Here is a 26,272-nt window from a genome sequence, read left to right as displayed (position 1 = left end):
GCCATATTCAACAATGGGCAATGGTCATGAATCAGCTGTTAATTCATGATCACCTTAATGAACGTGTGTTAAAGTATTTAGAATAACTTACACACTTTTCTTGACAAGCCCTTCTTTAACGTGTACTTCACTCATCAATGCATGAATGTTACCTTCTGTATCTTTAAAAAATACCATCCATGTTTCGGTTTGTCCCATTTTCGCTACAACATGTGGTTCATCGACAAAAGTAACTTCTTTGTCTACTAAGCGCTTATAAGTATTTTTAATATTATCTACTTGAAAATAAATCACTGAACTCGATTGTGCAAATTCATCTTTCTCTGGAAGTGTTAACATGAGCCGTAAACCATCGCATTCAAAGAAAGCCATACTGTCAGTGTTAAATAAAAGAGAGAGACCTAATTTTTCTTTATAAAAATCCAGTGCTCTATTTAAATCTTTAACAGGTACACCAATTTGCCCAACATTATTAATCATTGCAGTTTCCATTAAACATATCTCCCTTCAAATATCTTATTCTTAATAAGAATAAATAATCTCCCTTCAAATATCTTATCCAATATCACCTTTTTTCGATATTCTTCAGGAGATAAACTGACATATTAGCTTTAACATTTTACTAAAGGATACAGGATTTTAAAATCCTACTTCAAAGGTTATATAGGTCAAATTATGGTCTAATTCTGTTAATAATTGTTTTGCTTTTTGTATTCTAAGTTCTGAAATAGCTAATGAGGTGTTTACCATATACTTGAAAGCAAGTCCTTAAGAAATGGTTAGGTGAAAAACAAGCAACCTTAGCAATTTCTTCTAATTTTATAGGATGATTAAAATATGATCTGATATAATCATGTGCAATATTTATTCTTCTATAAAGTTCTTCACATGTAGAATTACGAATTGCATGTAATGATTAGATTTCTTTGTATGTATTAAAGTGTTCTTAAAATAGAATACATTATCTTATGGAATTGTACCTCATAACCAATAGAATTTGTATCCTTAAATGGATCGCTTAAAAGACTATCATTTAAGAATGAAAGACTTCTCTAGCAAACAAAATAATTCCACGACTTCAGACTCATTAATTGATAGTGTGTATTTACCTTTAACGAGAAGTAGGTATCTACTCTCTTCAACAGCAAAAAAGCCTTTATTAGTCTTATAGTGGGCTTTGCCATTAGAAAATGTTTTTATAGATAGTTGACCAGTTCCTTCCCAGTAAAATTGGTCACTTTTTGCATGTAAATCGAAACTGGTAGAATCATTTTTTATCATATTACAATCTTCATAATAGATTACTTATTTTTCTATGGTAATATTATACATACTGATGGTGAAAATGCAAAACTATGGTTGAATTGGTTTTATTCTAGCTCCAAATAAGGCATAAAATGTATTTTTGGTGTTATGATAGAGCTTCAGAGTTATAGTGCTAAAGATTTAAAAAAATAGGGTTTTCTACTGAAGAATATATAATGATAGCTGAGAAAGACAATAATGGGGATACCATACATAAAAGTTATGTTATAAATACAAGATTATATGTATTACCGTAAGATATAAATATAAAAGGGACGAAATTTATAGACAATATACCATAAGAAAATTCATGCTTTTGGATTCGCTGTAATCGTCCTGCTTTATTGAATGATTTCGATCGGATGATAAGAATAAGAAATCAAGATTATAAAGTAAGGTTATTTCTAATAGGTATAGAATATTTGTTCCTTTTAAATATTATTCTTTGCCTATATGAATTGCTCCATCAATACTTTAACCATCCCAGTACGATTATATTGTTTTTGAATGGTGTAATACGATGTATCAATATCCACTACTTCACCATTAATAAAGGTAATAGTGGATTGTTGTTCTTTATTTTCTACCTGTTTAATTGCATGAAAAAATATCCAAATACAATCAAATGATGTAGCGGACTGTGTTGGGAAAGAATAGATTTCTTTGGTTGGTGTTATAGGAACGGGGGTTTTCTGTTTAAACTTTAAATGATGTTGGACAGATGCTATACGACCGTGATAGCTAGATCCGTAGTGTAAGCAATTTTCTTTAATAATATCAATTGGTTTTTCTTCTCTAGTGACGGTTTGGTTATATTCAAGTATGGAAGATTCATAAACTAGATCATACATGGGGAAAATGGCCATTGTGTCTGGCGTAATTCGATAATTATTCCTCATCTACTTCACCAGTTCTTCTTTTATATGCTAAAAGTTCTCTTTCGTAATTTTCAAAAAGGGTATCCAGGGAACAATTTAATGCTTTCGCAATTTTTCCTATCGTAATGAATGAGGTTTGAGGGTATTTACCACGTTCAATTTTACCATAATGCCGTTCATCAATTCCGGCGATTCTACCTACATATTCTTGGGTCCATTTCGGATCCTCTGCTTTTAAATTCTCTCGAAATTGTCTGATACAATACCCAAGTATTTTACCTTCAATACTATCTTGATTTGCCACTGTTTAACCCCTCAACATCCCTTTTCATTTATTATCATGGAAATGATTTTTGGTTAACACGTCGAGTGGCACGTATTGAGGGTGTGATTTTTCTATTTTTCAAGAAAATCCTCGAAAGCTAAATAAAATGATTTTTTTACCTAAGATAGGAGAATTCAACAAAAACACGAAGATAAGCACCTAGCATAATTTCTTGTATTTGTCACACTCTCTTTAAATTACAGTTGGTCAAAGTAACTACAACAGTTATTTGAGTTTTTCCCCATTTTAAATATTTAGTAGATTCTTGTTAATTAGTGACAATGTATAAGAGATTCTTGTGTTTCTCGTGAGATTTTGGCAACTTCCGATATTCCATGTGTTTGGTGGGGGTGGTTACTTACCTTCTCGATGGAGCTGTTTTGGGGGTTTTTAAATCCGAGTTCTTTAAATATTGCGCTTAATATTACAATTCGTTATAAAACAAGCGCAGGATTAAAAGTATTTTTCAATCCTGCGCTTGTTGTTTTCTTTTTAAATATCCATATTCTTAAGTTCTCTTAGCAGAAAGTAAGTTTAAGTAATTACTTGAGTTGAAAAATAAAAACTATAAAATTATTTTTTATGCTTTGAGACGGGTGATTCTCTTTTTAACATTATCTCTATAAAATTTCCTAGTGATTGTACTTCTTCTTCCGTTAATTGCTTAACATTTTCTATTAAACGTTGTGTTTCTGCAGATAATTCTTTTTCCACTCCGAAAAATTCGCTTAAAGAAGTATCCAGTACCTCACAAATCGCTGCTAGTTTATCTATTGATGGGGTAGTTCTCCCATTTTCAATATCACTTAAGTAAGGTTGCGAAATAAACGCCTTTTTAGCAACTTCAGTTAGTTTCATCCCTTTTGCTAGACGTATATTTTTTATTCTTTTTCCAATATCCATATTACATCACCTAAAACTATTATAAATTGTTTAATTGTCTAAAAGTTTAAATTCTCAAAATAAAAAATCGTAAATAACTATAAATTATTTTAAAATTATAGTTATATATGATATAATAATTGCAGTTTATAGCTTTAAAAGATATTAGAAATTTTCCGTATCGAAAGAAGGTCTTAGATTAATTACATAAAAGAAATTTATATAATATTTGATGAAAACAATCAAGAAGAGTAAAACAAAGGCTATATCAAAAAACATAGAAGTTAAAGTATTCTATTAGATAATACCTTGGTTTAGTAAGGTAATCATTTAGAGGAAGTGAGATTTTGTATGCTCAATAATCGAAAAGAAATTTCGATAGCATAATTAAAGTATGACTTTCGTCTACATAAATCACTAAAACTGTTTGAAAGATGTTGATTTTTAGTGTTTTGCAGGTGGATGTGTTAGGCGATGGCATTTAATAAATGGCAATTATAATTAATATAGATCGATTCGAAGGTGAAGAAGAAATTTTGATTGGGATGAAGATTGAGTTTAATATGGAGAGCAAAACACACGTCAACAAGATTATGATGACCTACTGACTCTTTTTGTTGCCTCTTGAAAGTAAGCTTTAAGAAACTCCTCGAAATCTATCTCCTATATTCTTCCCTGAAAACTTACTTAAGAAGGATTATCGACATTACGTTATTGATTAAGGGGGATTTTAGCATGGGTAATAGTGAAGCAAATATTGACTCATTGTTAGAACGAATTGAAGTAATGCGTGACGAGTTAGTAGCTATAGGATTGCGAGATGGTTTAACTGCACCTACCACTTTAGAATACAGTAAATTATTAGATGAATATATAAAAATCTATCAAAGGGTAATGAAAGACAGACGAATCAAGAGGAAGTGGTAACCTTTGGCTGTAACTAATGCTTCTTCATTCATATCTTCGCTACTGATTCATTTATTTTTAAAAAAAGTCTCCATTTTATTTTTTACCCTACCGCTTAATATTATAATTCATCATATCCTCCTGCGCTTTTTAGTTTCATTAAATTTCTCATATTTGTTGCTGAAAATTTCTATTTAACCCTGATTCCGACCTTGTAATTAAACAAAATCAATTTACATATTCAAAAAATTAATTATTTTATTAAATATTTAAATAAATTATTTGACTTTTTTAAATTTATCATCATATAATAAATGTAAAGGAGGTGGAAAATGATGGGTAGAACAGTCATTACAACCTGTCCAGTCTGTGGGGAGGGGTTAAATGTAACGAAACTAACGTGTGGGCATTGCCATACAACTATGGAAAACACATTTGAGTTTCCAAAGTTACTTTCTTTAAAAAAAGAACAAATGGAGTTTATCGAGACGTTTATTTTATGTCGTGGAAGCATTAAAGAAGTGGAAAAAGTCCTCAATATTTCTTACCCAACCGTACGAAATAAGCTGGAAGAAATTATTGCTGAATTGGGTGACCCTTACCAGATGAAACAGGCAAAAGAAGATGAGAAGAAGGATGTTATTGACAGGTTAAGCAATGGTGAACTAAGTGCAGAGGAAGCCATTAAGCTATTAAAGAAAAAATAAAAAAACCTTCACTCAAAAAAGTGAAGGCAAGAAAAAATATTGATACGTTTATTTTAACAAAAAGAAAAATGCCTTGTCGAGAGATAAAAAAATTTGATAGCAACGAAAGGTGACATCCTTCTTTCAGATGAATTTTTGAGACCAAAACTAAAAATTAAATAAGGAGTGGACAAATTGGAAAACGAAATTATGAAAGTGTTAGAACTAGTCCAAGAAGGTAAGTTGAGTAATAGCGAGGCAACAGAAATTATATCAACGTTAAAGGAAGAAGCAGCATCATCTGTAGTAGATAACGACAGTTATATGTCTAAAAGCTTGAAAGTCATCGTGGATGCTGAGGGTGACAAAGTAAATGTTAATTTGCCATTAAAATTAGTAAAGTCATTACACGGTGCGATTGAAAACATCCCTGCTGTCCAAGAGCATTTAAACGGGGTCGATATCAATTTAATCCTCGATGCCATCTCCAATAATGTCGAGGGACCTATTGTTGATATTGACAGTGCAAAAGGCGAAAAAGTAAAAATAGTTATTGAGTAAAGCCATGAGAATAAAGGTCGTAACAAACGAGTTGAAGGTCCCAATACGTATCTTATTCCCAACTAGCCTTTTGAGGATATTCGTCTCAAAACGCGTTTTGAAAACGTTCCTAAAGCGTGTAAATAATGCAGAAGAGATTATTGATCAGCTGGATGATAGAACGATAAAAAAAGTATTAAAAACCTTCAAAGAATTTAAAGGAACAGAGCTTGTTTATATAAAAGCGAAAGATGGAACAGAAGTAAAAATTACCCTATAGAACTTGAAGAAAGCATAACAACAATGGATTACTTGTACAATGGTCACTCATATTGGGTAATTATTAAATGCAAGTCCTTATCACCAAAGTTGTTAGTAAGGGGCTTCTCAAGAATCTAAATACTTTAATACACGTTCATTAAGATGGTCATGAATGAATAGCTGGTTCATGACCATCGCCTATTGTAAAAGATGGCCACTTTCCCATTTATTTTCAAGTTCTTTCGTTCGTAAACACAAGATTTTTGAAGAGCGTTCTCGTTTGGGAATGCTCTTTTTTTCGTTACTTTTCTAAAGCTAAGAGTGTATACTTTCTGCCGCATTTGTTGCGTATGGTACTTCCATAATCAAACCGTTGTTCCACATGGGAGAAGTTCTATTTCCAAACATCCATCGCACCTAGGCATGGTTATTGAAAGCTATCAAATACACTATGACAAGCCATAATACCATACAAATCTAAGTAATGTACGCTCTACTCCTTCCTTGTTATTTGGGTGATATGGTATTCAGCTTTCTCCATCTCCTGTTTTCTATTTATGGATACTTAATCGTAAAGAAATTCCTCTTTATATCCCTCCATAAAATAAAAAAACCATATATGGAGCCCGTACAACTAAGCGTATAATAGGAATCAAACAAATTTCCGCTAAAGCGGAAAAAGATTAACTTAATAAATTGTAAGTGCTTACTTATACTAAAGACAGAAAGGAGCAAATGAAAATGACGCTACTAAGTAAAAGAGAGGTAGAGATTCTTCATTTGTTACAAAACAGTAAGGAGGTTCAGACGGGAAAAAGTCTCTCATTGCTGTTGGAGGTTACAACCAGAACGATTAGAAATGATATCAAAAGGTTGAATGAAGCCATGACAAAACATGGTGCAGAAATTGTATCACACAAAGGAAAGGGATATGAACTAAATGTAAAGCAGGAAGGAATTTTTCAACAATTCTGTTCATCCCACCTTCATGTCATGCAACATTCAACAGCGTTAAATAGTAAAAATGCGGAAGAAGAAGGTGGTATAGAGGAACAAATTATTAGGAAGATTTTAATGAATTGTTTGACAGATACATGTGTTTATCAAGAAGAGTTAGCAGAAGAATTGTTTATCAGCACTTCTACTTTGAAAAGTTATATTCCATTAGTAAAAGCAAAAATAGCGTCATATGGACTTGGGCTTGTAACAGACAGATTTAATGGAATTAGAGTGAAAGGAAAGGAGGATAAAATAAGATATTGCATTTCCCAGTATTTATTTAATCATCAAAGTATCGGAGTGTATAATGATCTATTTCCAGATAATGAAATTAAACGATTAAAAGATATTACGTTGCAAGTATTATTAAGAAATCAATTGAAATTAACAGATGTAGCGCTAGAAAATTTCATTATTCATATCGAAATAACGATAAGACGCTATTTAAAAAATAGATTGTCAGATTGTCACATGAATATTACGGAGAATTTAAAAACTACTAAGGAATACAAAGTAGCCAAGGAGATCATTCGTGAGATTAATGCCAAGTTACAGATCAATATTGAACCAGAGATCTTTTATATCACACAACACCTACTTGCAAGTAGCAGGCTGTATAGAAAAGATATGGAATATAAAGAATACCAGAAAATTAAAGTCATGGTAGAACTAGTGTTGGAGGAAATCAAAGAGAAAACATCCATTTCCTTTGATGAAGATCAGAAGTTAAAGGAAGGATTAATCATTCACCTTAGTGTCGCTCTAAAAAGAATGGAATACCAAATGAATAGTAGAAATGAGGAGCTTCACAGTATCAAAAATAATTATCCTTTAGCATTTCAACTTGCAGCCATCGCCAGTAGCAAACTTAATGAACTAACAAATTTACGTATACATGAAAATGAAATAGGGCTTTTGGCTATCCACTTTGGTGTGGCTTTAGAGAAGAAGGGGTTAAATAATCAAGACGTAAAAAAGATTTTGATAGTTTGCGGTTCAGGACTAGCAACAGCCTCATTAATCAGAGAAAAAATATTAAGTTATTATGGTAACCAAGTTAATGTGGTAGAAACGGTAAGCTTAATAGACTTTAATCAACATTTACTTGAACAGGTAGATATTGTAGTTTCAACAGTTCCGATTGAAGTAGAATCCGATAAAATTTTCACTGTTAGTCCTATCCTAAGCAAGCATGACTTATCGTTGATAAAACAAAAAATCATGGAAGATAGTGTTGAATTAAGCGATATGAATTTTAGCAATATATTTCATCGAGATCTATTCGTGAAAAATATAGATTTACAGTCGAAAGAAGAGGTTCTAGATTTTATCACGAATCTTATGTATTCGAAGCAGTATATCGATAAGTATACAAAGGACTCTATATATGAGAGGGAAAGGATGGCATCGACAGAACTTAGTAACTTACTTGCTATTCCGCATCCACTAGATAATAACATGCAAAGTATAGGTATTGCAGTTTGTATTTTGAAAAAGCCGATAATGTGGGATAAAGAGAAGGTTCAGGTAGTTATTGTTTTAAGTGTTCCAAAGAATAAACAAAAAACGTGGGAGATTATCTTTAAACAGCTTTACAGCTTTTTGATCGAAGAGTTTGGTATTGCGAAATTAATATCCACTTATAATTATGATGATTTCATAAGAAATTTAAGTAAGTACAAGGAGAAAAATTTATGACTGAAACTTATTTTACCAAGGATAATGTACAGTTTAATGTGGAGGTAAAAGATTGGGAGGATGCGATATACAAAAGTGTTGCATTATTAAGAAAGAATGGATATGTGACGGAAGATTATGCAACAGAAGTAATTAACAATGTAAAGGAATATGGTCCATATATCGTTATTTCTCCAGGTATTGCTATCCCACATACCAGGCCAGAAAATGGGGCATTAAAAGTTGGGATGAGCTTAGTAACGTTAAAAACGCCAGTATATTTTCAAGGAACGACGGCACCTGTCAAAATTATGATTAGCTTTTCAGCAACTGACAATGAACAGCATTTAGAAATAATTAAATTGATTGTGAAAATTATAGAAAAGGGTTTAATAGATAAGCTTTCCTCTATTACTTCACTGACGGATTTAAATAATTTGATAGGGGAGGATGTCTTATGAGAAAGGTCGCTCTTATTACAAGTGGCGGAGATGGAGCTGGTATTAACTCGGCAATTGATATGCTTATAAACAATAAACATATCCATTTATATGGTTTTCATGGAGGATACAATGGGATCACAACAAATACTCCTATTCATTTAACACCAAAGTATGGGGAAAATAAAGTGCTTGGCGGGATCCACTATATTCAAACAGGTAGAAGTGATCTGCCTTATACGCAAGAAGGTAGAGACAAATTGCGTCTAACGATGCAATCAGAAGGTTTTGACTGTTTAATCGTATGTGGTGGCAATGGGTCACAAAAGGCAGCACAATTACTTCATGAAGAAGGTCTTCCTACTATATTTGTACCGATGACTGTTGATAATGATGTAAATGGTAGTGAATACAGCGTTGGTTTTGATACTGCGTTAAATAAACTAATCGATCATTTATACGGATTACATGATACGGCTGCAAATATGCCTGGAAGGATATTTATGGTTGAAGTTTTAGGAGGCCAATCTGGCAATTTAGCATTAGAAAGTGTTATTGCTGGTGCTGCCGATTTAGCCATAGTTCCAGAATACATTACAGATCAGGAGAAGATTACTAAGGTTGTCCAAGAAAAATTAAAGCAAAAGCAATCATTAATTATCGTTTGCTCAGAAGCTGCCTATGAGGATAAAAAATATCAATCTGGTAGTCAAGGTGTATCTTTTGAAATTGCAAGAACCATTGAAGAAGGTACTGGAATAAGAGTAAGAAAGTCTATAGCAGGTTACTATATCAGAGCAGGTAGACCATCATTCAAAGATGCATCAATTGCCGCAAAAATAGGTGCGAAAGTTGCTCAATGCGTACTTGATGATAATTTTGGTGTGATGGTAGGGGTAAACAACGGTCAAATACAAGTATCATCATTTCAACAAATAAGGAAGCAGTCTAATAGCCTTCATCCTCAAACAGTTGAAATAGCTAAACAATATAACAAGATAATCTATTAAAGGAGGTGAGCACATGTTACAAATATTAGTCGTATGTGGAGCAGGCTTAGGTAGTAGTTTTGCTTGTCAAATGAGCGTCGAGAGTGTCCTTCAAGATTTAGGGGTACAGGCATCTGTAGATCATTCAGATATTGCATCTGCAGCAGGAACAAGAGCAGACATTATTATTTCAGGTAAAAACTTTGAATCACAGTTTAGAAGATATGATTTGCCAGCAGACCTGATTTTCTTAGATCGTTTAGTGGATAAAAATGAAATTGAAGAAAAATTAGTTCCTGTTTTAAAGGCAAAAGGGGCGCTATAAATAAAGGGGGTTATCATAATGGCAGTCATTGACTTTATTATCAATAGTATTTTGACACAGGCTTCGATAACCATAGCATTAATTGCGTTTGCAGGACTATTATTGCAACGAAAGCCTTTCGGTGAAGTAATGTCCGGTAGTTTTAAGACAATGCTAGGGTTTCTAGTTCTATCTGCGGGTTCATCAATCATTGTCGGTTCATTACTATATTTTGGTGATATATTCTCTGAAGGTTTTGGGATGGAGGGTATTGTACCATCTATTGAGGCAATTAATGGGCAAGCGATGAATGATCTAGGATTAGCTAATCAAATCGCGTTAACATTCCTGGCCATATTTGTTTTCAACATCATTTTAGCTAGATTCACCAAATGGAAATATATATTCTTAACAGGTCAAGCGCTATTATGGATGGCTACGATGACAACTGTGTTTGGTAGTGCTGCAGGCTTCTCTGGAATATGGCTAATTCTTATTGGTGGTTTAGTAGGTGGTATTTTTGCTGTGGCAATGCCTGCCATAGCACAGCCGATTGTAAAGAAAATAACCGGAACAAATGATATAGCATTAGGTCATTTTTGTACAGTTGGCTATATGTTTGCAGCGGGTGTATCAAAAGTGGTGGGTAAAAATTCAGGCTCAACAGAAAATATTAAGTTTCCAAAAGGGTTAGGGTTCTTATCTGATACGTACCTTTCTGTAGCCATTGTTATGGTCCCGTTATATGTTATTACAGCGATTTTTGCCGGAGCTGACTTTGGCTCATCGTTATCAGGAGATGTGAATTATATCGTCTATGCTTTCTTACAAGCTGTTCAATTTGTTGTTGGTGTTTACGTATTACTTTCAGGTGTTCGTTTGTTATTAGCAGAAATCGTGCCAGCCTTTAGAGGTATTGCCCTAAAGCTTGTACCAGATGCGAAGCCAGCATTAGATTGTCCTGTATTGTTTCCATATGCACCTAATGCTGTAACAGCAGGTTTTATCACAACAACAATAGGGACTGTAATTGCGATGTTTGTTCTTCCATGGTTTGGATTGGCAATGATTTTACCTGGTATGCTTACTAATTTCTTTGCAGGGGGAACAGCAGGTATTTTTATGAATGCTGTTGGTGGAAAGCGAGGAGTATTAATCGGTGGTATCGCTCATGGGTTTTTCATTACCTTACTTCCAGCACTGTTAGTACCTCATTTTAATAGTCTTGGATTTGTTAATACAACAGCGACTGATGTTGATACAGTAGCAGCTGGTCTGATATTTGAATGGTTGATCCATCCAATCATGAATTTATTTGCATAAAGGAGAGGTACTATGCCATTTTTTAAAAAGAAGAAGCGAGATAACGATCCAAAAACAGAACAGCAACAGCAAGTAAAAAAGGAACATCTTTCAGAACAAATAGAAGAGTATTTAATAAAGCTTGAGAATGGCGAAAATGAAGATCAAATTCATCTGTTAAATATGTTAGGTAGTTTATATTTTGAAATAGAAGACTATGATAACGCAATTAAGTATTACGAGAAAAGTATTGATCAGAACAAGGCTTTAGGAAAAGCTTTTACCGATTTAATTAAGCTATACAACATAAAAAGAAAACAAGCTTCGAAAGAGGGAGATCGTGAAAAAGTGCAAGAATACTTACAAAAATCTGATGACCTTATGAAACTGACAAAGGACACCATAAGGGGAAATATGTAGAGAGGGGTTTGATCATGTTAAAAAGCTTGGATCAATTATTTGAGGAAAATGAAGGAAAACGAGCAATAGGCTCTTTTAATGTTCACTGTTTGGAAATGCTGCCCGCTATGTTAGAAGGTGCAAAAGAGCTCAATGTACCGATTATTATTCAAACGTCACCTGGTACAGCTGAATATATAGGGCTTGATTTATTAGTCTCCAGTATTGAAACTTTATCTAATCGATTAGAGATAGATGTATGTCTCCACATGGATCATTGTAAGTCAATTGACTTTCTTAAAGAAGCAATAGATGCGGGATACACTTCTGTTATGTATGATGGTTCCAGTTTAGATATTGATGAGAATATAAAAAATACAAAAATAGTAACAGAATATGCTAGATCTAGAAACGTATCTGTAGAAGGTGAAGTTGGAACAATTGGTGGAGCGGAAGATGGAATAGTGGTATCGGAAGAAGAGGCAATCTACACACATCCTGAAGATGCATATAAATTTGTAAGAGAAACAGGTGTAGATGCAATAGCTGTAGCGATTGGGACAACACATGGTCAGTACAAGTCGAAAGCAAAGATTAATTTTGAGTTATTATCAGAGCTTTCTACTAATATGAAAAACGTAGGACTAGTCTTGCACGGGGGTACGGGCGTATCTGACGAAGACATGAGAAAATGTGTTGCAAAAGGAATGAAAAAAATAAACGTTGGAACAGAATTAAACAAATCCTATATTGAAGAAGTTAATCAGACATTCTCTTCAGCAACTCCGTTAACATCTTTAAGAAAGCTTCTATTACCTGCCAATAATAGAATAAAAGACATCGTGATAGAGAAATCAAAACTGTTCCAACTAATGTAAACTAAGCATACCATAAAATTCAAATTATTTACAAAAGGAAAGCAATCCATGCTGAATGAAAAAGGGTTGCTTTTTCTTTTTATACATAACCAAAGGTTACCCTTCTTTATGCTTTGCCTACCTGATTCCAATGCCTCTTCTTGAAAACTGACAATTTCTCCGTTTTTTGCACTACAAATATATCAAAATAAGGGAAAGAGAAGTCACTTGATTCAGATTGCGATAAGAAGTGCGAAAGAGCAAAAATCTGTCAGTGTTTTAGGGTATAAAGATCATTATCCTAAAACAAGCTAGTTGATGAATATTCAAAAACTTTTTCGGAGTAACTACCACAATACCTTTAATTTATACAATAAAATCTATAACTTACCTAGTTTTTACGTCAGAGGATATTTGCTAGAATTTAATTAACAGAAGAGAAAGCGCTATCTATAAAACAACACGTTATGAATTTGGAGGTATCAGAATGGGACAAACAAATAAATTGGCACATCGAATGGCGAGTAAAACGATTAAACTCGTTGATGCACAAGGGAATCCTGTTACAGGGAAGGAAGTGGAGCTGAAACAAACCAATCACCAATTTTTATTTGGTTGTGGGATTTTTGATGCTATCGATGTAGCAAATAAAAATGTACCAGCAGACAGGCTCGCATTTCAAGAAGAAAAACTAGAAAAATTTTTAGATCTATTTAACGCTGGTACATTACCTTTCTATTGGGGAAGGTTCGAACCTGAAAAAGGTAAACCACAAACAAAAGAATTACAGGCAGCAGCTCAGTGGTTAAAAGAGAGAAATGTAACGGTGAAGGGCCATCCGCTTTGTTGGCATACCGTGACAGCTCCGTGGCTTCTCGACATGAGCAATGAAGAAATTTTGCAAGCACAGTTTGCTAGGATTGAACGAGAGGTAACAGATTTCAAAGGGCTTATCGATATGTGGGACGTCATTAATGAAGTGGTCATTATGCCGATTTTTGACAAGTATGATAATGGTATTACGAGGATAAGTAAAGATCTTGGTCGTGTTGGTATTATAAAAGAAATGTTTGCGAAGACACGCGAATTTAATCCTGATGCAACATTATTATTAAATGACTTCAATACATCGATAAACTATGAAATATTAATTGATGGCTGCTTAAACGCAGGTATCCAAATTGATGCGATTGGTATTCAGTCCCATCAACATCAAGGATATTGGGGACGGGAAAAATTAGAAGAAGTATTAGAGCGATTCTCTCAATTTGGTCTTCCTATTCACTTTACAGAAAATACATTAACTTCTGGACATCTGATGCCACCTGAAATAGAGGATTTGAATGATTATCAGATTCCAGAATGGCCCTCTACACCAGAATTCGAAGAACGTCAGGCAAAAGAAGTGGAAGAAATGTATTCAATTTTGTTTGAACACCCTCTTGTAGAAGCGATTACGACATGGTCCTTCAGTGATGATGGTGCATGGCTTGGGGCTCCAGCAGGATTTGTTAGGAAGGATAACAGTTCGAAGCCATCTTATGAGGTATTAAAGAAATTAATTAAAGGTGATTGGTATACCAATAAACAATCTAAAACAGATGACAACGGTATCGTATCATTGGAAGGATTCCTTGGAGATTATGACCTTTTATGTGATGGTAAAAAGGTAAGCTTTACATTAGATAAGAGTGAAGGAACAATAAAGTTGGTAGTGTAAATCGGGGGCAGATTTCTTGTCCCTTTTTTTGTGTAAAGAAACACAGAAATCTAGTGAAAATAAGAAAAGCTGCAATTCTATATTCAATACGTTTCTAGAATTTGCCGTTAAATAATTATTTCTCCTTAATGTTTAAAGGTTATCATTCCACGCATCGAAGCTCTTCATGTTTAGTGCAGGCTCAAAACGGAAAAAGATTAATATAGCTTTATAATTCAAGGAGGAATTTTAGTGAAGTCGTTAGAGCAAGCACTTAAACATAAAGTAGGTCTTGGAACCGCACCATTAGGGAATATGTTCAGGGATGTTCCCGAAGAGGAAGCACAGGAGGCAATACAAACCGCCTGGGATCAAGGAATTCGTTATTTTGATACTGCACCTTTTTATGGAGCAGGCTTAGCGGAAATTCGTTTAGGCGAGGTGTTATCGAAGTATGATCGAGATGATTATTTAATAGGAACGAAAGTTGGACGTTATATCACTGATGAACAAGAAGACAAAGACGGCATATTCGAGGCTGGCCGTCAAAATAAAGTCATTACAGACTATACAGAGGAAGCCACTATGAAATCAATTGAACAAAGTTTAGATCGATTAAAAACGGATCGCTTGGATATGGTATTTGTTCATGATGTTTCGCCTGATTTTCATGGAGATGAATGGATTACAAAATTTGATGAGGCTAGAAATGGAGCCTTCCGTGTCTTAAGTCGCCTTCGTGAAGAAGGAGTGATTAAATCATGGGGACTTGGTGTAAATACAACCGAACCTATCGAACTAGTGATGGAATTGGAGGAGGCACAGCCTGATGTATGCTTATCTGCTACCCAATACACTCTTTTACAGCATGAGCATGCCTTACAGCGTATGATGCCGAAAGCAGTGGACAAAGGTATAGATATCATTGTGGGAGGCCCATTTAATTCTGGTGTGTTGCTTGGAGGAGATCATTTTAATTATGAAAAAGCGGATGAACATATATTGAATAAAGTAAAACAACTTGAAGAAATAGCGGAAAACCATAACGTAAGCTTGAAAGCGGCAGCCTTACAATTTTCAACTGCACATCCAGCTGTGAAAGCTGTCATCCCAGGATCTACTCGCCCAGAACATATTGCAGAAGATGTAGAGATGATTAAAAAGGATATACCACAATCCTTCTGGACTGAATTAGTGGACAAAGGATTTATTTCGCCGCATGCACCATTGCCGACAAAATGATTACAGGTAAAATAAAAAGATAGTCATTGCTCTTTTTTTAAAGAACTAAATTGTATCTGATTCTAATAGTTAGGAGCACCTTCTTTCTTCGGAGACTAACCCTATATCGATAGAGATGAGGAAGGTAATGGGAGAAAATTATAAAAGTTGGAGGATACCCTTGTTTGATAAGGGTATCTTTTTTTTGCACTAAAGGAAATCATTAAAGAGTGGTCTGAGAAGTAAATGAGTAGTCCTTCATACGTAGAACATAGCGATAAAAATGAACATAGATAATCGGTACAATTATTGATTGAACTCTATTAAATACATAAATTCACTGATACATATCAAAATAAGTACTATCTAGATGGACGACTTATTTTGAGCATTGTCAATTCACGCCCTTAGCCCCAGATCATTTCTCGAGATATTGATTAAAAATGGCAGCTATAATTATTTTTTTATGATTAAAAGTGAAAAAATATGAAAAAATATGTTGATTTTTGAAAAATAGCGTGCTAGAATTCTTTTTGAAAGCATTATCAGTTTTATTAATGGGGGATGGGACAAATGAAACTAGCATCAAGGTTAAACTCGATACTCCCTTCAGTAAATGGCGATATATTGGAGGCGTTAGAGAAATTAGCTAATGTAGAAGGTATCACGAGTGTCGATTTGAATTATCCAGAACATTTCGAGCAGTATAGTGTGACAGAAATTGAAAAAAAGTTAAAAGAATTGAATTTAGAAGTTAATGGACTAGCATTAAGATTTCGAAATCATTTTATCAATGGAGAGTTAGGGAATAATGATAGCTCCATTGCAGACGATGCGAAAACATTATGCTTTGAGGCTGCCGACGCATGTAGAGCATTAAATGGTGAAGTCATTACTGTATGGTTGGGATTTGATGGCTTTGATTATCCGTTTCAAATCAATTATGAAAAAACTTGGAACCAAGTGCGGGAATATTTGCAACAATTAGCAGATTATGCACCTAATCTAAAGATAAGTATCGAGTATAAGCCATATCAAGAAAGATCTTTTGCATTAATTGACAGTATTGGCACAACAATGCTAATGGTCAATGAAGTGGATCGTGATAATATTGGGGTAACAGTCGATTATTGTCACATGCTAATGAAAAGAGAGAACCCAGCATATGGGTTAAACATTGCCCAAGCTCGAGGGAAATTATTTGGTGTTCATCTTAATGATGGATACGGTACACACGATGATGGTCTTATGTTAGGTACCGTTTCATTGATGCAGACACTCGAGTTTCTCTATTATCTAAAGAAAGAAAATTATCAACAAGTGATTTATTTTGATACATTTCCAATTAGAGAAGAGCCCATTGCAGAAATTACACAAAATGTGAAAATGATCAAACAGTTAGATCGATTGTTGGACAATCTAGGACTGGAATACATTGAAGATGTGATTACTCAAAATAGTGCAATTGATGCCAATGAGTTATTTTTAAAATGTCTAAAAGGTGAAAAAATTGAGAATTTAAGAGTTTAACTCTTAAAATTCTCCACCTGAATGAAAGCGATTTAATAACTTTAAAAAATAGGAGGCTATATTATGGTTAAAATGAAGAGAAGTCTATTGGTATTATTTTTATTATTTATGTCGTTAGTAATGGTAGCTTGTAGTAGTGCTAGCAATGCAGATAACAGTGGGACGGAGGAAGAAGCTGGTGAAAACACTGGTTTTAACCCAGATGAAGCTGACGGGCAAACAGTTGATGAAGTTCGTGCTGACTTAGGTTCTGTTCCCTTATCCTCAGAAACTATTAAAATAGGAGCAGTAGCAAAAGCGTTTGAAAATGAGTATTGGCGAACATTAAAAGAAGGCATGGAACTAGGTGTAAATAATTTTAATGAAGCAGGCTTTGATTTAACGATTGATGTCAAATCACCTCAAGGGGAAGCTGATGAAGAAGGGCAATTAGCTGTTGTAAGGGATATGATTAATAAAGATTATACAGCCTTGTTATTATCACCAATCTCTGATAGTAACCTTGTCCCAGGTGTAGAGGATGCACTAGAAGCTGATATTCCAGTGCTTAATGTCAATGATGGGATCATTAAAGAAGCACCGTATTTTATCGGGCCGAAAGCAATCGAAAATGGAGCAAAAGCGGCAGAATGGATCGCGGATCAAATTGAAGCTGAAGGTAAAGTAGCCATTGTTGTAGGTATGCCGAAGGCTTTTGCTGCACGACAACGTACACTTGGCTTTGAGACGTGGATTGCAGATAATGCCCCTGATATGGAAATAGTAGAAAAACAAAATGCGGATTGGGATCGCTCAAAGGCTAAGGATGTCGCAGAAACATGGATTAAAAAGCATGATGATTTAAAAGCAATCTTTGCTAACAACGACACGATGGCTCTTGGCGTACAGGAAGCTGTTAACGCTTCAGGAAAAGATATTCTCGTTGTAGGGGTAGATGGTATCGGTGAGGCATACGATTCAATTCGAGCGGGTGAGCTTGATGCGACAATCGATTCTTTCCCATTATATAAAGGCCAAATCGCAGTTGAAATGGCTTTAAGAAATCTAGGTGGACAAGAGTTGCCTCGAGTGATTTGGACACCGCAGGCATTAATTGATTCCACTAATGTTGATAAGCCAGCAGAAGAAATTATTGGTTGGTCTGAAGCAGAAGTGGAACAATAATAAATCTCTCATATAGAAGAAACGTTGGTTTTGAATGATTACTATAGTCGAATCGTGTAATGGGTTCGACTATAGTGTGTGAAAAGGGGGAAATCCGAAATGATAGAACATAATGAGCCAATTATCCAATTTCAGAATATTACGAAAGCTTTCCCAGGTGTAAAAGCGCTAGAAGAAGTTAGTTTTGAAATAAAAAAGGGAGAAATTCACGCCCTCTTAGGGGAGAACGGTGCAGGGAAATCTACTTTATTAAATATTCTACATGGTGTATACACAGAATATGACGGAAGTATAAGGTTAAATGGTGATATTGCCCAGTTCAAGAATGCGAATGATGCGATTGAACAAGGGATTTCGAAGGTGCACCAAGAGGTAAGTATTATACCAGAGATAACTGTAGGTCAAAATATTGTGCTTGGTTATGAGCCAAAGAAAGGCTTCCTAATTGATTATAAGAAATTGCATCAAAAGGCGAACAAAATACTTTCACGCCTAAATTGCAGCTTCAAAAGTGAAGATATGGCCAACACATTAAGTACTGGTGAGATGCAAATGGTCGCAATAGCAAAGGCTTTATATCACAATGCGGAAGTTATTTCTTTTGATGAACCTACCGCATCTTTATCGACAAAGGAAACAAAAGCGCTATTTAACATTATTAATGAATTAAAAAATAATGGGATGACCATTATCTATGTCAGCCATCGATTAGAAGAAATCTTTGAAATATGTGATCGTGCTTCAATTTTGAGAGACGGTAATTTTATTGATTCCTTCTCTGTAAGTGATGTCACAAAAGAAGAATTGATTAAGAGAATGGTAGGAAGAGATGTATCGTCTTTTGCTATACGAAATAAAAAAGGTTTGGTCAAAGAAGATGCGGAGACGGTGTTAGAAGTAGAAAATTTAACTTTGGCAAACGTCTTTGAGGATATATCTTTTCATTTGAAGAAAGGTGAAATTCTTGGATTTGCTGGATTAGTAGGGTCCAAGCGAACAGATGTGTTACGAACGGTATTTGGAGCAGAGAAGAAGACAAGCGGCACGATCAAATTAAGCGGTAAGGAAGTGAATATTACATTACCAGAGAAGGCCGTTCAATTAGGGATTGGATTAATACCAGAAAATCGAAAAACACAAGGGTTTGTTAAATATTTCGATAATGCTAATAATATTGGTTTATCTAAATTGGAGAAGTTTACTAAGTTTGGACTGCTTCAACATAACAAGAAGACGAAAAACTGTGAACATTATGTAAATGAAATAAATTTACGTCCAGTTGATCCTCATTATATGACGGTTCATTTAAGTGGTGGAAATCAACAGAAGGTCGTTATTTCCAAATGGTTATCATCTGACGCAGAAATTTTAATCCTTGATGAACCGACAAAGGGTGTAGATGTTGGAGCAAAAGCAGAGATTTATAGAGTGTTAGAGGAATTACTTGAAAAAGGGAAATCCATCATTATCATCTCATCAGAGCTACCAGAGGTATTAGGATTGTCAGATCGAATCATTGTGATGAGAGAAGGAAAGAAAGTAAAAGAATTGGAAAACAATCAACTTACAGAGGAAGATATACTTCAATATGCGATGGGGGTAAACAATCATGAAAGCAAAATTAGCTAGCCGTGAACTATATTTGATCTTTGCGATCTTATTAATGGTCGTTATTTTTTCCATTATTGAACCGATTTACTTAAGTACAGGCAATTTACTTGATATTGTAGATCAAACGGTAATAAACGGCTTACTCGCATTAGGGATCACCTATGCGATTATCACAGGCGGAATTGATTTATCAGTTGGTTCAACCTTTGCAATTGTCATTGTCATCGTCGGTGATTTGTTAGTTAGAGGAGTAAATCCAGTTGTTGCACTAATAGTAGGTATCGGACTTGGATTAGTTTTAGGCATCATCAATGGTGTATTGATCACGAAAATGAATTTACAACCCTTTATTGTGACTTTAGGTACGATGAGTGCATATAGAGGGATTGCTTATGTGTATACAGGTGGTTGGCCAGTGTTGGATATTCCTAATAGTTTTAGAAACATGTTATCAGGAGATATCATCAGTGGAGTGTCAATCTCGATCGTTGTTTTATTAGCTTTTACAGTTTTTGGACATATCGTTTTAAAATATACGAGATTCGGAACATATGTTTATTCCATTGGTGGAAATGAGGAAGCAACGAAGCTTTCAGGTGTAAATGTCGATAGAACGAAAATTTGGGCATATGCCTTATGTGGGGTAGGAGCAGCCCTTGCTGGTATGGTATTATTAGCACGCCTAGGATCAGGTGAGCCTGCAGCAGGTCAAACTTATGAACTGAATGCGATCGCTGCTGCGGCAATTGGTGGTGCAAGCTTAGCTGGTGGTAAAGGAAATATGATTAGTACTCTTTTAGGTGCATTACTATTATCTACTTTAAAAGTTGGGCTTGTCGTTGTCGGTGTCGATACATTCTGGCAATATATTGCGACAGGGGCTATTATAGTAATAGCAGCATATTTTGAGAACATCCAAGATAAATTGAAACAAATCAAAGTGACTAAGAACAACAACAAGGCTAAGGTGGCGAGCTAAAAATGACACATAAAACGGTAGTAATTGGCAGTATCAATTATGATATAATTATAAAACAAGATCGATTACCTAAAATTGGAGAAACAATCACCGCAAACAGTGTGTCAATGTGTGGTGGTGGGAAAGGTGCCAATCAAGCGGTTCAATGTGCCAAATTAGGATTAGACACTTATATGGTTGGAAAAGTAGGGAATGATCATTTTGGTGAAGAGCTACTCACTGAATTAAAGAAATATCATGTTCAGACAGACTTTATGAAGAGAGCGGATACGAATACAGGATTAGGATTTGTTAACTCTTTCCCAGATGGAAGGCTCTTATCTACTATTGCGAAAGGTGCCAATTACGAGCTTAAGATCGATGATATTAAAAATGCTTTGCCATTAATCAAAGAAGCAGCAATGATGGTGATCCAATTAGAAATCCCGATAGATGTTGCAGAATACGCCATCCAGGTAGGTAGAGAACATGGGTGTTATATCATCTTAAATGCTGCCCCGAGTGTCCCTATTTCTGCTAAAGCTTTGAAACTCGTAGATTGCTTAGTTGTAAATGAAGCAGAAGCAAGCTATTATGCACAAACGGTAATCGAAACAGCCGATGATGCGTTGGCTGCTAGTGATCTTTTGCTAAAAAAGGTTCGTCATATTGTTTGCATTACATTAGGTGAAAAAGGTAGTGTTCTATTTGATGGGAAGAAAAAGCAACATTTCCCTGCTGAAAAAGTAAACGTATTGGAAACCACAGGCGCGGGTGACTCCTATATTGGTGGATTAGCTTATAGTGTGTTAAACAAATTCACGATCAAGGAAACAGGAGAGTTTGCATCTAAAGTAAGTTCAAAAACTGTAACAAAAATAGGTGCTCACGAGGCAATGCCTTTATTAGAAGAAGTAATCAATCACTAGTTAGTAGCGAGGTTATAAAATGATCCCATATATACGACAAAAGAAAATCATCGAAGCATTAGAAGAGAAGGAAATCATCTATATCGAGGAATTTTTGGAAACTTTTAATGACATTTCTGAGTCGACGCTTAGACGTGATCTGAAGGTTCTTGAGGAAGAAGGACAAATAATTTTACTTCGAGGTGGCGGAGTAAAGCTTAAAATTAATGCACTAGAATTACCAGTAGGTACGAAAAAATTTCTATATAAAAACGAAAAAGAGAAAATTGCTCGACTTGCTGCTTCCTTTGTCAAAAATGAAGAGGTTGTCTATATTGACTCTGGCACAACCTGTTTAAGTATCCCTAAATACATTAAAGCTAAAGATATAAAAATTGTGACATCAAACATCCAAGTATTAAATGAATTGGATAATCCGAATATTTCCGATTGTATCATCGTAGGCGGTGAAGTTAACAAGGATTTGGATTCGATCAACGGCCCTTTAACAGATACTATTTTAAAGAACTTATTTTTTGATAAAGCATTTGTCGGAACCACGGGTTTTGGTTTAAGAGAGGGAATTAATACCCCAGACTTCAGAGAAGCAAGCAAGAAAACAATCATCAATAGCAATTCAAAAAAATGTTATATTCTAGCAGATAGCTCAAAGTATAAGAAAAGTTCACTATGTAAAGCATTTGAATTGAATCAGTGTTCATTAATTACAGATAAGAAGATTGAAGAGTTGGATGGTAGAGTAGAATATTATGTAGCTGAGTAGTTTGATAGGTTGTGGTGAAGGAACAATGGCGTTGCTCTTGTTTTGGGTAGGGCTGTTGTTTTTTTTACTATTTTAGTTCTTTTATTTCTGTTTTCCGCCATATTGAACTCCTATGTGGCTAAATCTTTCATGTCTATCAATTGAACCGGTAGTCCGAATAATACTAGTATTGGGCGTTCTTTTGAAGAGAGAGTAAACTGTTGTATAAAACGGTAGGGGGATTAAATTGATAAAAAGCAAATCCATGTTTTATTTATCACTCGTTTTTTTATTCGTTTCTATCCTACTACATTTTCCTTTCCCACATTCCTATCCATTCGGGGAAGTAATTTTTATGACATGGAATATCCCTGTTAGATTCGCAAATGGGTTTCATACTGTAGGAATTATTGCTTTAGCTTTCCTAATTATAGGTCTATTTTTGTTGGTGAAATCATTAAAGAAATATCATGGCAGGATCGGATTCCTTGTCTTGTTTATGTTTATTTTTGCTCCGGCGTTTATAGTTAGTTCATTTCAAAAGAGCTTTGCCACAGGCATATATGCCATTTCCTACTCGAATGAAGAAAGCGAGTGTAGTTTTGAAATGAAAAGTGAGGAAACTTTACATGGAGAATGTGAGCTATCCTTTATAAACTATAGCAATCATGATGTTCCATTTACGGTTGAATTTAATGAAGATGATGATCCACCAATGGTATCACTTATGAATAACAACGCCCCTTATAAGCTAACGCTTGGTGCGAAAGAAGCCAAGCGAATTAGAATGGAAACGGATATTGATGTATCAGATATCCAAAACCATATCGAAGGTGGTGAGGCGTGGGGCGTAGGTATTATTATAAAATCAAAAGGTGATCAAAGAAATTTATGAATAAAGACATACCATATTGCACCTACCCCAAATGGTTGAATCAATTCATATGCGAAATATACTCAAATGCTGTGGTCCCATAAACACTCTTAAAATGTTTATTTAAATGGGCTAAATCAACAAAGCCACATTCCGCAACAGCTGTATAAATATCACGATGTTCTTCGATTAATGCCTTGGCGCGCTCCACCTTGCAGTTAAGAAAATATTGGTAAGGAGAAGTGCCAGTATGGGATTTGAACAATCTAATAAACTGGAATTTCGATAGATCAAGCTCTTTACATATCTCATCAAGCTTTAGCACATTTCCAATGTTAGCATGAAGCATCTCCTTCGCCTTACTTATCAGCACGTTATCTTTTTTCGAATCTGCAACAAGGTTATTTCTTATCATAAGACTATCTGTTAGGGATAAGAACCATTCACTACATAACGCCTCATCTTTTTCATTTAAAATCGCATGAGATAGACACAATATTTTTTGTTGTAGATTCACATCATATACAACAGGTGTGGAAAAATGAATCAAATCCTTCTTCTCCATTGCTTCAAAGAGCAGTTCGGGATCAATGTATAGCATAACGTAATCCAGTCCTGTTTCATCATGGGCCATTCCGTCATGTGCCTGTTCTGGATTAAATAGCATTACCCCATTTTGATAGGACAATTGCAAACTACCGTCCATGTTGAAGTGTTGGATACCACGTAATGTAACCCCCATCGCATATTCCTTATGAGAGTGTTTTTTATAGGAAAATTCAGAAATGCTCGCTGACAATGCAGTAATACCAGCAGCTTTTTTATAGATAAATTTGTCCAAAACGATCACCTCTACATCCAGATCATAACAGCAGAATAAGCTAAGAATAATGCCATCACTACATTCACTAATTTACTATGTTTCTGTAAAAACGTCCTGAAGATAGAACCGAAAAGCAGCCATGTTATAAATGCCAAAAATCCAATAACTGTGATCACGATAACGCCAATTGTCAGCGCAGATGGTGCCTTTGTGTACGGTAAAATAAAGCTAGGGATGACTGTCATACAAAACAGTAGCACCTTCGGATTTAAAAATTGCATGAGGAAGCCTGATAGAAAGGTGCCCGTATCGTGTACCTTTCGGTTGGAAGCATCTGATTGATAGATTTGGTAGGCAAGATAGAGCATGTAGAGCGTTCCAATGGCCTGCATGAAAAATAAAATCTTAGGGATGACCGTAACAAGTAATGTATTCAGCATCGCTGAGATAGCGAGTAGTAAACCAAAGGCAATCGTAGCCCCATAAGTATATCTTAGAGCTTTTTTCGTCCCTGATTGGTGAACGGTCGATAATATCACAATATTAGTTGGCCCAGGGGTAAAAGTAACAATAAAACAATAGGTTAAAAAAGACATAATACTCATAAGGATAACTCCCTTCCATGTTTCTTCTGTCATTTTACAGCTAATCATGGAAGGGGTTATAGTATATTATTGCAGAGTTAAACCTCAATAGCTAATTCGGCTTCTGAATATAACACTGCTCTTCCAGCAATTTTTACTCGAGTATCCTCAAATTTACAATATAGCGTTCCACCTCTATCTGATATTTGTCTTGCCACCAATTCCTTTTTCCCTAGTCTCTTCGCCCAAAGCGGAATTAAGCTACAATGTAAAGAACCTGTTACAGGATCTTCCTTTACCTTTAGCTTAGGAAAAAAACCTCGAGAAACAAAATCATATTCTCTCCCTTTCGCTGTTACACAAACACCCAATCCATCTGGTAATGCTTCTAATTTGACAAAGTCAGGACTTATGTTTCTCACTTCTTCCTCGGAATCTAATACGAAAATAAGATCTCTATTTAAGAATGCTTCTTTTGGCACGATTCCCAAGGCATTGATCATTTCTTCAGAAACCTCAATCTCTTCGGAAGGAACAGCAGGAAAATCTAATTCATATAAATCATCTTGTTGATTGACAATTAACTTACCACTAATTGTGCGAAACTTGACTTGATTGGATTTCTTTTCATGATTATTTAATAAGATAAATGCTGTTGCTAATGTAGCATGACCACAAAGATTAATTTCACCTCCAGGTGTAAACCATCTCAGTCCATAATGTGTTCCTTCCTTTACGGCAAATGCTGTTTCTGAGAGGTTGTTCTCTATCGCTATTTTCTGCATGAGCTCTTCTGAAATCCAATCCCTCATGATACAGATGCCTGCTGGATTTCCTTCAAATACCTTTTCTGCAAAAGCATCTACTACGAAATATTTCATTTTATTACCTCCGGTGTATACTATTTTTAATCTTTTGCGTTATTTTACATCGATATAACCCTCAACTCAAGGAGTATAATACTTAAAGGAGATAAACTCATGCACATTGAAATACAGCTTAATAGTGTGGTGTCCAGCCGTGGTAAAAGTAAAGGATGTTTCGCTACTTTTGTAGAACGTAAAACCAGTACATAGCCTAATCGAATCTTTGACTCTATGGAAGAAGCCATAGAGTCAGAGATTCGCCTGTTACAACGCCATTGAGCAAGATACAAACATTCGAATATACTTTGCAGAACCTTTTTCTTCATAGCCAGGTGGCAGTATGAGAACTCGAATGGACTGTTTAAGAGAATTTTTCCTAAAAAAACCAGTTTGGCCAATTGATTATTTCAGTGATAAAAGTCATAAGTTGTTCCATTCCCTTCCCTTCCATGTCCTGCCCCCAATAGATAAAATAAGACATATCTCAACACATAGGATGAAGAGTATGACAGAACTAGAAG

At 35.0% G+C, this 26,272-nt stretch carries 27 protein-coding genes and 3 pseudogenes; 21 read left to right on the top strand and 9 right to left on the bottom strand.

Features of this window, described 5'->3' with window-relative positions; genetic code table 11:
* Positions 1 to 87 precede the first annotated feature (87 nt).
* The 5 genes and pseudogenes from ACTNEP_RS19070 to ACTNEP_RS19050 all read right to left on the bottom strand — a co-directional run bounded on the left by ACTNEP_RS19070 (position 88) and on the right by ACTNEP_RS19050 (position 3,411).
* Positions 88 to 492 (bottom strand): VOC family protein, encoded by a 405-nt coding sequence (locus ACTNEP_RS19070; RefSeq protein ID WP_441163549.1) that lies wholly within the window; start codon positions 490 to 492, stop codon positions 88 to 90.
* A pseudogene (locus tag ACTNEP_RS19065) lies at positions 492 to 1,281 on the bottom strand (helix-turn-helix domain-containing protein). The gene ACTNEP_RS19070 and the pseudogene ACTNEP_RS19065 overlap by 1 nt, the downstream one beginning before the upstream one ends.
* 473 nt (positions 1,282 to 1,754) lie before the next feature.
* Complete coding sequence (locus ACTNEP_RS19060; protein ID WP_441163548.1) at positions 1,755 to 2,204, bottom strand: competence protein ComK; 450 nt, start codon at positions 2,202 to 2,204, stop codon at positions 1,755 to 1,757.
* Complete coding sequence (locus tag ACTNEP_RS19055) at positions 2,194 to 2,487, bottom strand: helix-turn-helix transcriptional regulator (protein WP_441163547.1); 294 nt, start codon at positions 2,485 to 2,487, stop codon at positions 2,194 to 2,196. Before ACTNEP_RS19055 ends, ACTNEP_RS19060 begins: the two co-directional genes overlap by 11 nt.
* Positions 2,488 to 3,081: 594 nt before the next feature.
* Entirely contained in the window at positions 3,082 to 3,411 is a 330-nt protein-coding gene (locus ACTNEP_RS19050) for a helix-turn-helix domain-containing protein (protein WP_441163546.1), read from the bottom strand.
* A gap of 714 nt (positions 3,412 to 4,125) precedes the next feature.
* Here ACTNEP_RS19050 and ACTNEP_RS19045 point away from each other — a divergent pair.
* From ACTNEP_RS19045 to ACTNEP_RS19030, 4 genes are all read left to right on the top strand, one after another.
* Positions 4,126 to 4,317, top strand: a complete 192-nt coding sequence (locus tag ACTNEP_RS19045; protein ID WP_441163545.1) for a Spo0E family sporulation regulatory protein-aspartic acid phosphatase — start codon at positions 4,126 to 4,128, stop codon at positions 4,315 to 4,317.
* 311 nt (positions 4,318 to 4,628) lie between these two features.
* Entirely contained in the window at positions 4,629 to 5,003 is a 375-nt protein-coding gene (locus ACTNEP_RS19040) for a DUF2089 domain-containing protein (RefSeq protein ID WP_441163544.1), read from the top strand.
* Positions 5,004 to 5,177: 174 nt separating this feature from the next.
* Positions 5,178 to 5,543, top strand: a complete 366-nt coding sequence (locus ACTNEP_RS19035) for an SHOCT-like domain-containing protein (protein ID WP_441163543.1) — start codon at positions 5,178 to 5,180, stop codon at positions 5,541 to 5,543.
* Between the two features lie 4 nt (positions 5,544 to 5,547).
* The gene (locus ACTNEP_RS19030; RefSeq protein ID WP_441163542.1) at positions 5,548 to 5,802 is read left to right on the top strand and encodes a hypothetical protein; all 255 of its coding nucleotides are present in this window, start codon (positions 5,548 to 5,550) and stop codon (positions 5,800 to 5,802) included.
* 107 nt (positions 5,803 to 5,909) lie between these two features.
* Here ACTNEP_RS19030 and ACTNEP_RS19025 read toward each other — a convergent pair.
* Positions 5,910 to 6,249, bottom strand: a pseudogene (locus ACTNEP_RS19025) (transposase); the annotation flags it as partial.
* Between the two features lie 275 nt (positions 6,250 to 6,524).
* On the opposite strand from ACTNEP_RS19025, the gene ACTNEP_RS19020 reads away from it, so the two are divergent.
* From ACTNEP_RS19020 to ACTNEP_RS18945, 16 genes are all read left to right on the top strand, one after another.
* Entirely contained in the window at positions 6,525 to 8,480 is a 1,956-nt protein-coding gene (locus tag ACTNEP_RS19020; RefSeq protein ID WP_441163541.1) for a BglG family transcription antiterminator, read from the top strand.
* Complete coding sequence (locus ACTNEP_RS19015; protein ID WP_441163540.1) at positions 8,477 to 8,920, top strand: PTS sugar transporter subunit IIA; 444 nt, start codon at positions 8,477 to 8,479, stop codon at positions 8,918 to 8,920. Before ACTNEP_RS19020 ends, ACTNEP_RS19015 begins: the two co-directional genes overlap by 4 nt.
* Positions 8,917 to 9,909 (top strand): 6-phosphofructokinase, encoded by a 993-nt coding sequence (locus ACTNEP_RS19010; protein WP_441163539.1) that lies wholly within the window; start codon positions 8,917 to 8,919, stop codon positions 9,907 to 9,909. Before ACTNEP_RS19015 ends, ACTNEP_RS19010 begins: the two co-directional genes overlap by 4 nt.
* A gap of 13 nt (positions 9,910 to 9,922) precedes the next feature.
* Positions 9,923 to 10,213 carry a PTS sugar transporter subunit IIB gene (locus ACTNEP_RS19005; protein WP_441163538.1) on the top strand — a complete coding sequence of 97 codons (291 nt, stop codon included), beginning with the start codon at positions 9,923 to 9,925 and terminating at the stop codon, positions 10,211 to 10,213.
* Between the two features lie 18 nt (positions 10,214 to 10,231).
* Complete coding sequence (locus ACTNEP_RS19000) at positions 10,232 to 11,515, top strand: PTS sugar transporter subunit IIC (RefSeq protein WP_441163537.1); 1,284 nt, start codon at positions 10,232 to 10,234, stop codon at positions 11,513 to 11,515.
* 12 nt (positions 11,516 to 11,527) lie between these two features.
* Positions 11,528 to 11,914, top strand: coding sequence for a tetratricopeptide repeat protein (locus ACTNEP_RS18995; protein ID WP_441163536.1), 387 nt, complete (start codon positions 11,528 to 11,530; stop codon positions 11,912 to 11,914).
* Positions 11,915 to 11,928: 14 nt separating this feature from the next.
* Positions 11,929 to 12,771 (top strand): class II fructose-bisphosphate aldolase, encoded by an 843-nt coding sequence (locus tag ACTNEP_RS18990; RefSeq protein ID WP_441163535.1) that lies wholly within the window; start codon positions 11,929 to 11,931, stop codon positions 12,769 to 12,771.
* A 466-nt stretch (positions 12,772 to 13,237) separates the two neighbouring features.
* Positions 13,238 to 14,470 carry an endo-1,4-beta-xylanase gene (locus ACTNEP_RS18985; RefSeq protein WP_441163534.1) on the top strand — a complete coding sequence of 411 codons (1,233 nt, stop codon included), beginning with the start codon at positions 13,238 to 13,240 and terminating at the stop codon, positions 14,468 to 14,470.
* A gap of 231 nt (positions 14,471 to 14,701) precedes the next feature.
* Positions 14,702 to 15,691 carry an aldo/keto reductase gene (locus tag ACTNEP_RS18980; RefSeq protein ID WP_441163533.1) on the top strand — a complete coding sequence of 330 codons (990 nt, stop codon included), beginning with the start codon at positions 14,702 to 14,704 and terminating at the stop codon, positions 15,689 to 15,691.
* Positions 15,692 to 16,243: 552 nt separating this feature from the next.
* Positions 16,244 to 17,200: a sugar phosphate isomerase/epimerase family protein gene (locus ACTNEP_RS18975; RefSeq protein ID WP_441163532.1), complete on the top strand. Its 957-nt coding sequence runs from the start codon at positions 16,244 to 16,246 to the stop codon at positions 17,198 to 17,200.
* A 63-nt stretch (positions 17,201 to 17,263) separates the two neighbouring features.
* Entirely contained in the window at positions 17,264 to 18,364 is a 1,101-nt protein-coding gene (locus tag ACTNEP_RS18970; RefSeq protein ID WP_441163531.1) for a substrate-binding domain-containing protein, read from the top strand.
* 99 nt (positions 18,365 to 18,463) lie between these two features.
* On the top strand, positions 18,464 to 19,993 hold the full coding sequence (locus ACTNEP_RS18965) for a sugar ABC transporter ATP-binding protein (RefSeq protein ID WP_441163530.1): 1,530 nt from the start codon (positions 18,464 to 18,466) through the stop codon (positions 19,991 to 19,993).
* Entirely contained in the window at positions 19,974 to 20,954 is a 981-nt protein-coding gene (locus ACTNEP_RS18960) for an ABC transporter permease (protein ID WP_441163529.1), read from the top strand. Before ACTNEP_RS18965 ends, ACTNEP_RS18960 begins: the two co-directional genes overlap by 20 nt.
* 2 nt (positions 20,955 to 20,956) lie before the next feature.
* Positions 20,957 to 21,862 carry a ribokinase gene (locus ACTNEP_RS18955; protein ID WP_441163528.1) on the top strand — a complete coding sequence of 302 codons (906 nt, stop codon included), beginning with the start codon at positions 20,957 to 20,959 and terminating at the stop codon, positions 21,860 to 21,862.
* Positions 21,863 to 21,881: 19 nt separating this feature from the next.
* Complete coding sequence (locus tag ACTNEP_RS18950) at positions 21,882 to 22,625, top strand: DeoR/GlpR family DNA-binding transcription regulator (protein ID WP_441163527.1); 744 nt, start codon at positions 21,882 to 21,884, stop codon at positions 22,623 to 22,625.
* A 334-nt stretch (positions 22,626 to 22,959) separates the two neighbouring features.
* Positions 22,960 to 23,499, top strand: coding sequence for a hypothetical protein (locus ACTNEP_RS18945; protein ID WP_441163526.1), 540 nt, complete (start codon positions 22,960 to 22,962; stop codon positions 23,497 to 23,499).
* Between the two features lie 40 nt (positions 23,500 to 23,539).
* Here the strand turns inward: ACTNEP_RS18945 and ACTNEP_RS18940 are convergent, their stop codons facing one another.
* From ACTNEP_RS18940 to ACTNEP_RS18930, 3 genes are all read right to left on the bottom strand, one after another.
* Positions 23,540 to 24,319 carry a helix-turn-helix domain-containing protein gene (locus ACTNEP_RS18940; RefSeq protein WP_441163525.1) on the bottom strand — a complete coding sequence of 260 codons (780 nt, stop codon included), beginning with the start codon at positions 24,317 to 24,319 and terminating at the stop codon, positions 23,540 to 23,542.
* Positions 24,320 to 24,330: 11 nt separating this feature from the next.
* Complete coding sequence (locus tag ACTNEP_RS18935; protein ID WP_441163524.1) at positions 24,331 to 24,906, bottom strand: LysE family translocator; 576 nt, start codon at positions 24,904 to 24,906, stop codon at positions 24,331 to 24,333.
* 77 nt (positions 24,907 to 24,983) lie between these two features.
* Positions 24,984 to 25,766, bottom strand: coding sequence for a PhzF family phenazine biosynthesis protein (locus tag ACTNEP_RS18930; RefSeq protein WP_441163523.1), 783 nt, complete (start codon positions 25,764 to 25,766; stop codon positions 24,984 to 24,986).
* Between the two features lie 114 nt (positions 25,767 to 25,880).
* On the opposite strand from ACTNEP_RS18930, the pseudogene ACTNEP_RS18925 reads away from it, so the two are divergent.
* Positions 25,881 to 26,147 (top strand): annotated as a pseudogene (locus ACTNEP_RS18925) (IS30 family transposase); the annotation flags it as partial.
* Positions 26,148 to 26,272: the final 125 nt, after the last annotated feature.

Source organism: Gracilibacillus sp. HCP3S3_G5_2 (assembly GCF_052063305.1).
In the GTDB taxonomy this organism is placed as follows: domain Bacteria; phylum Bacillota; class Bacilli; order Bacillales; family Amphibacillaceae; genus Gracilibacillus.
Note: the sequence above shows the minus strand (reverse complement) of the source record. Positions and strands in the feature narration are given on the sequence as shown.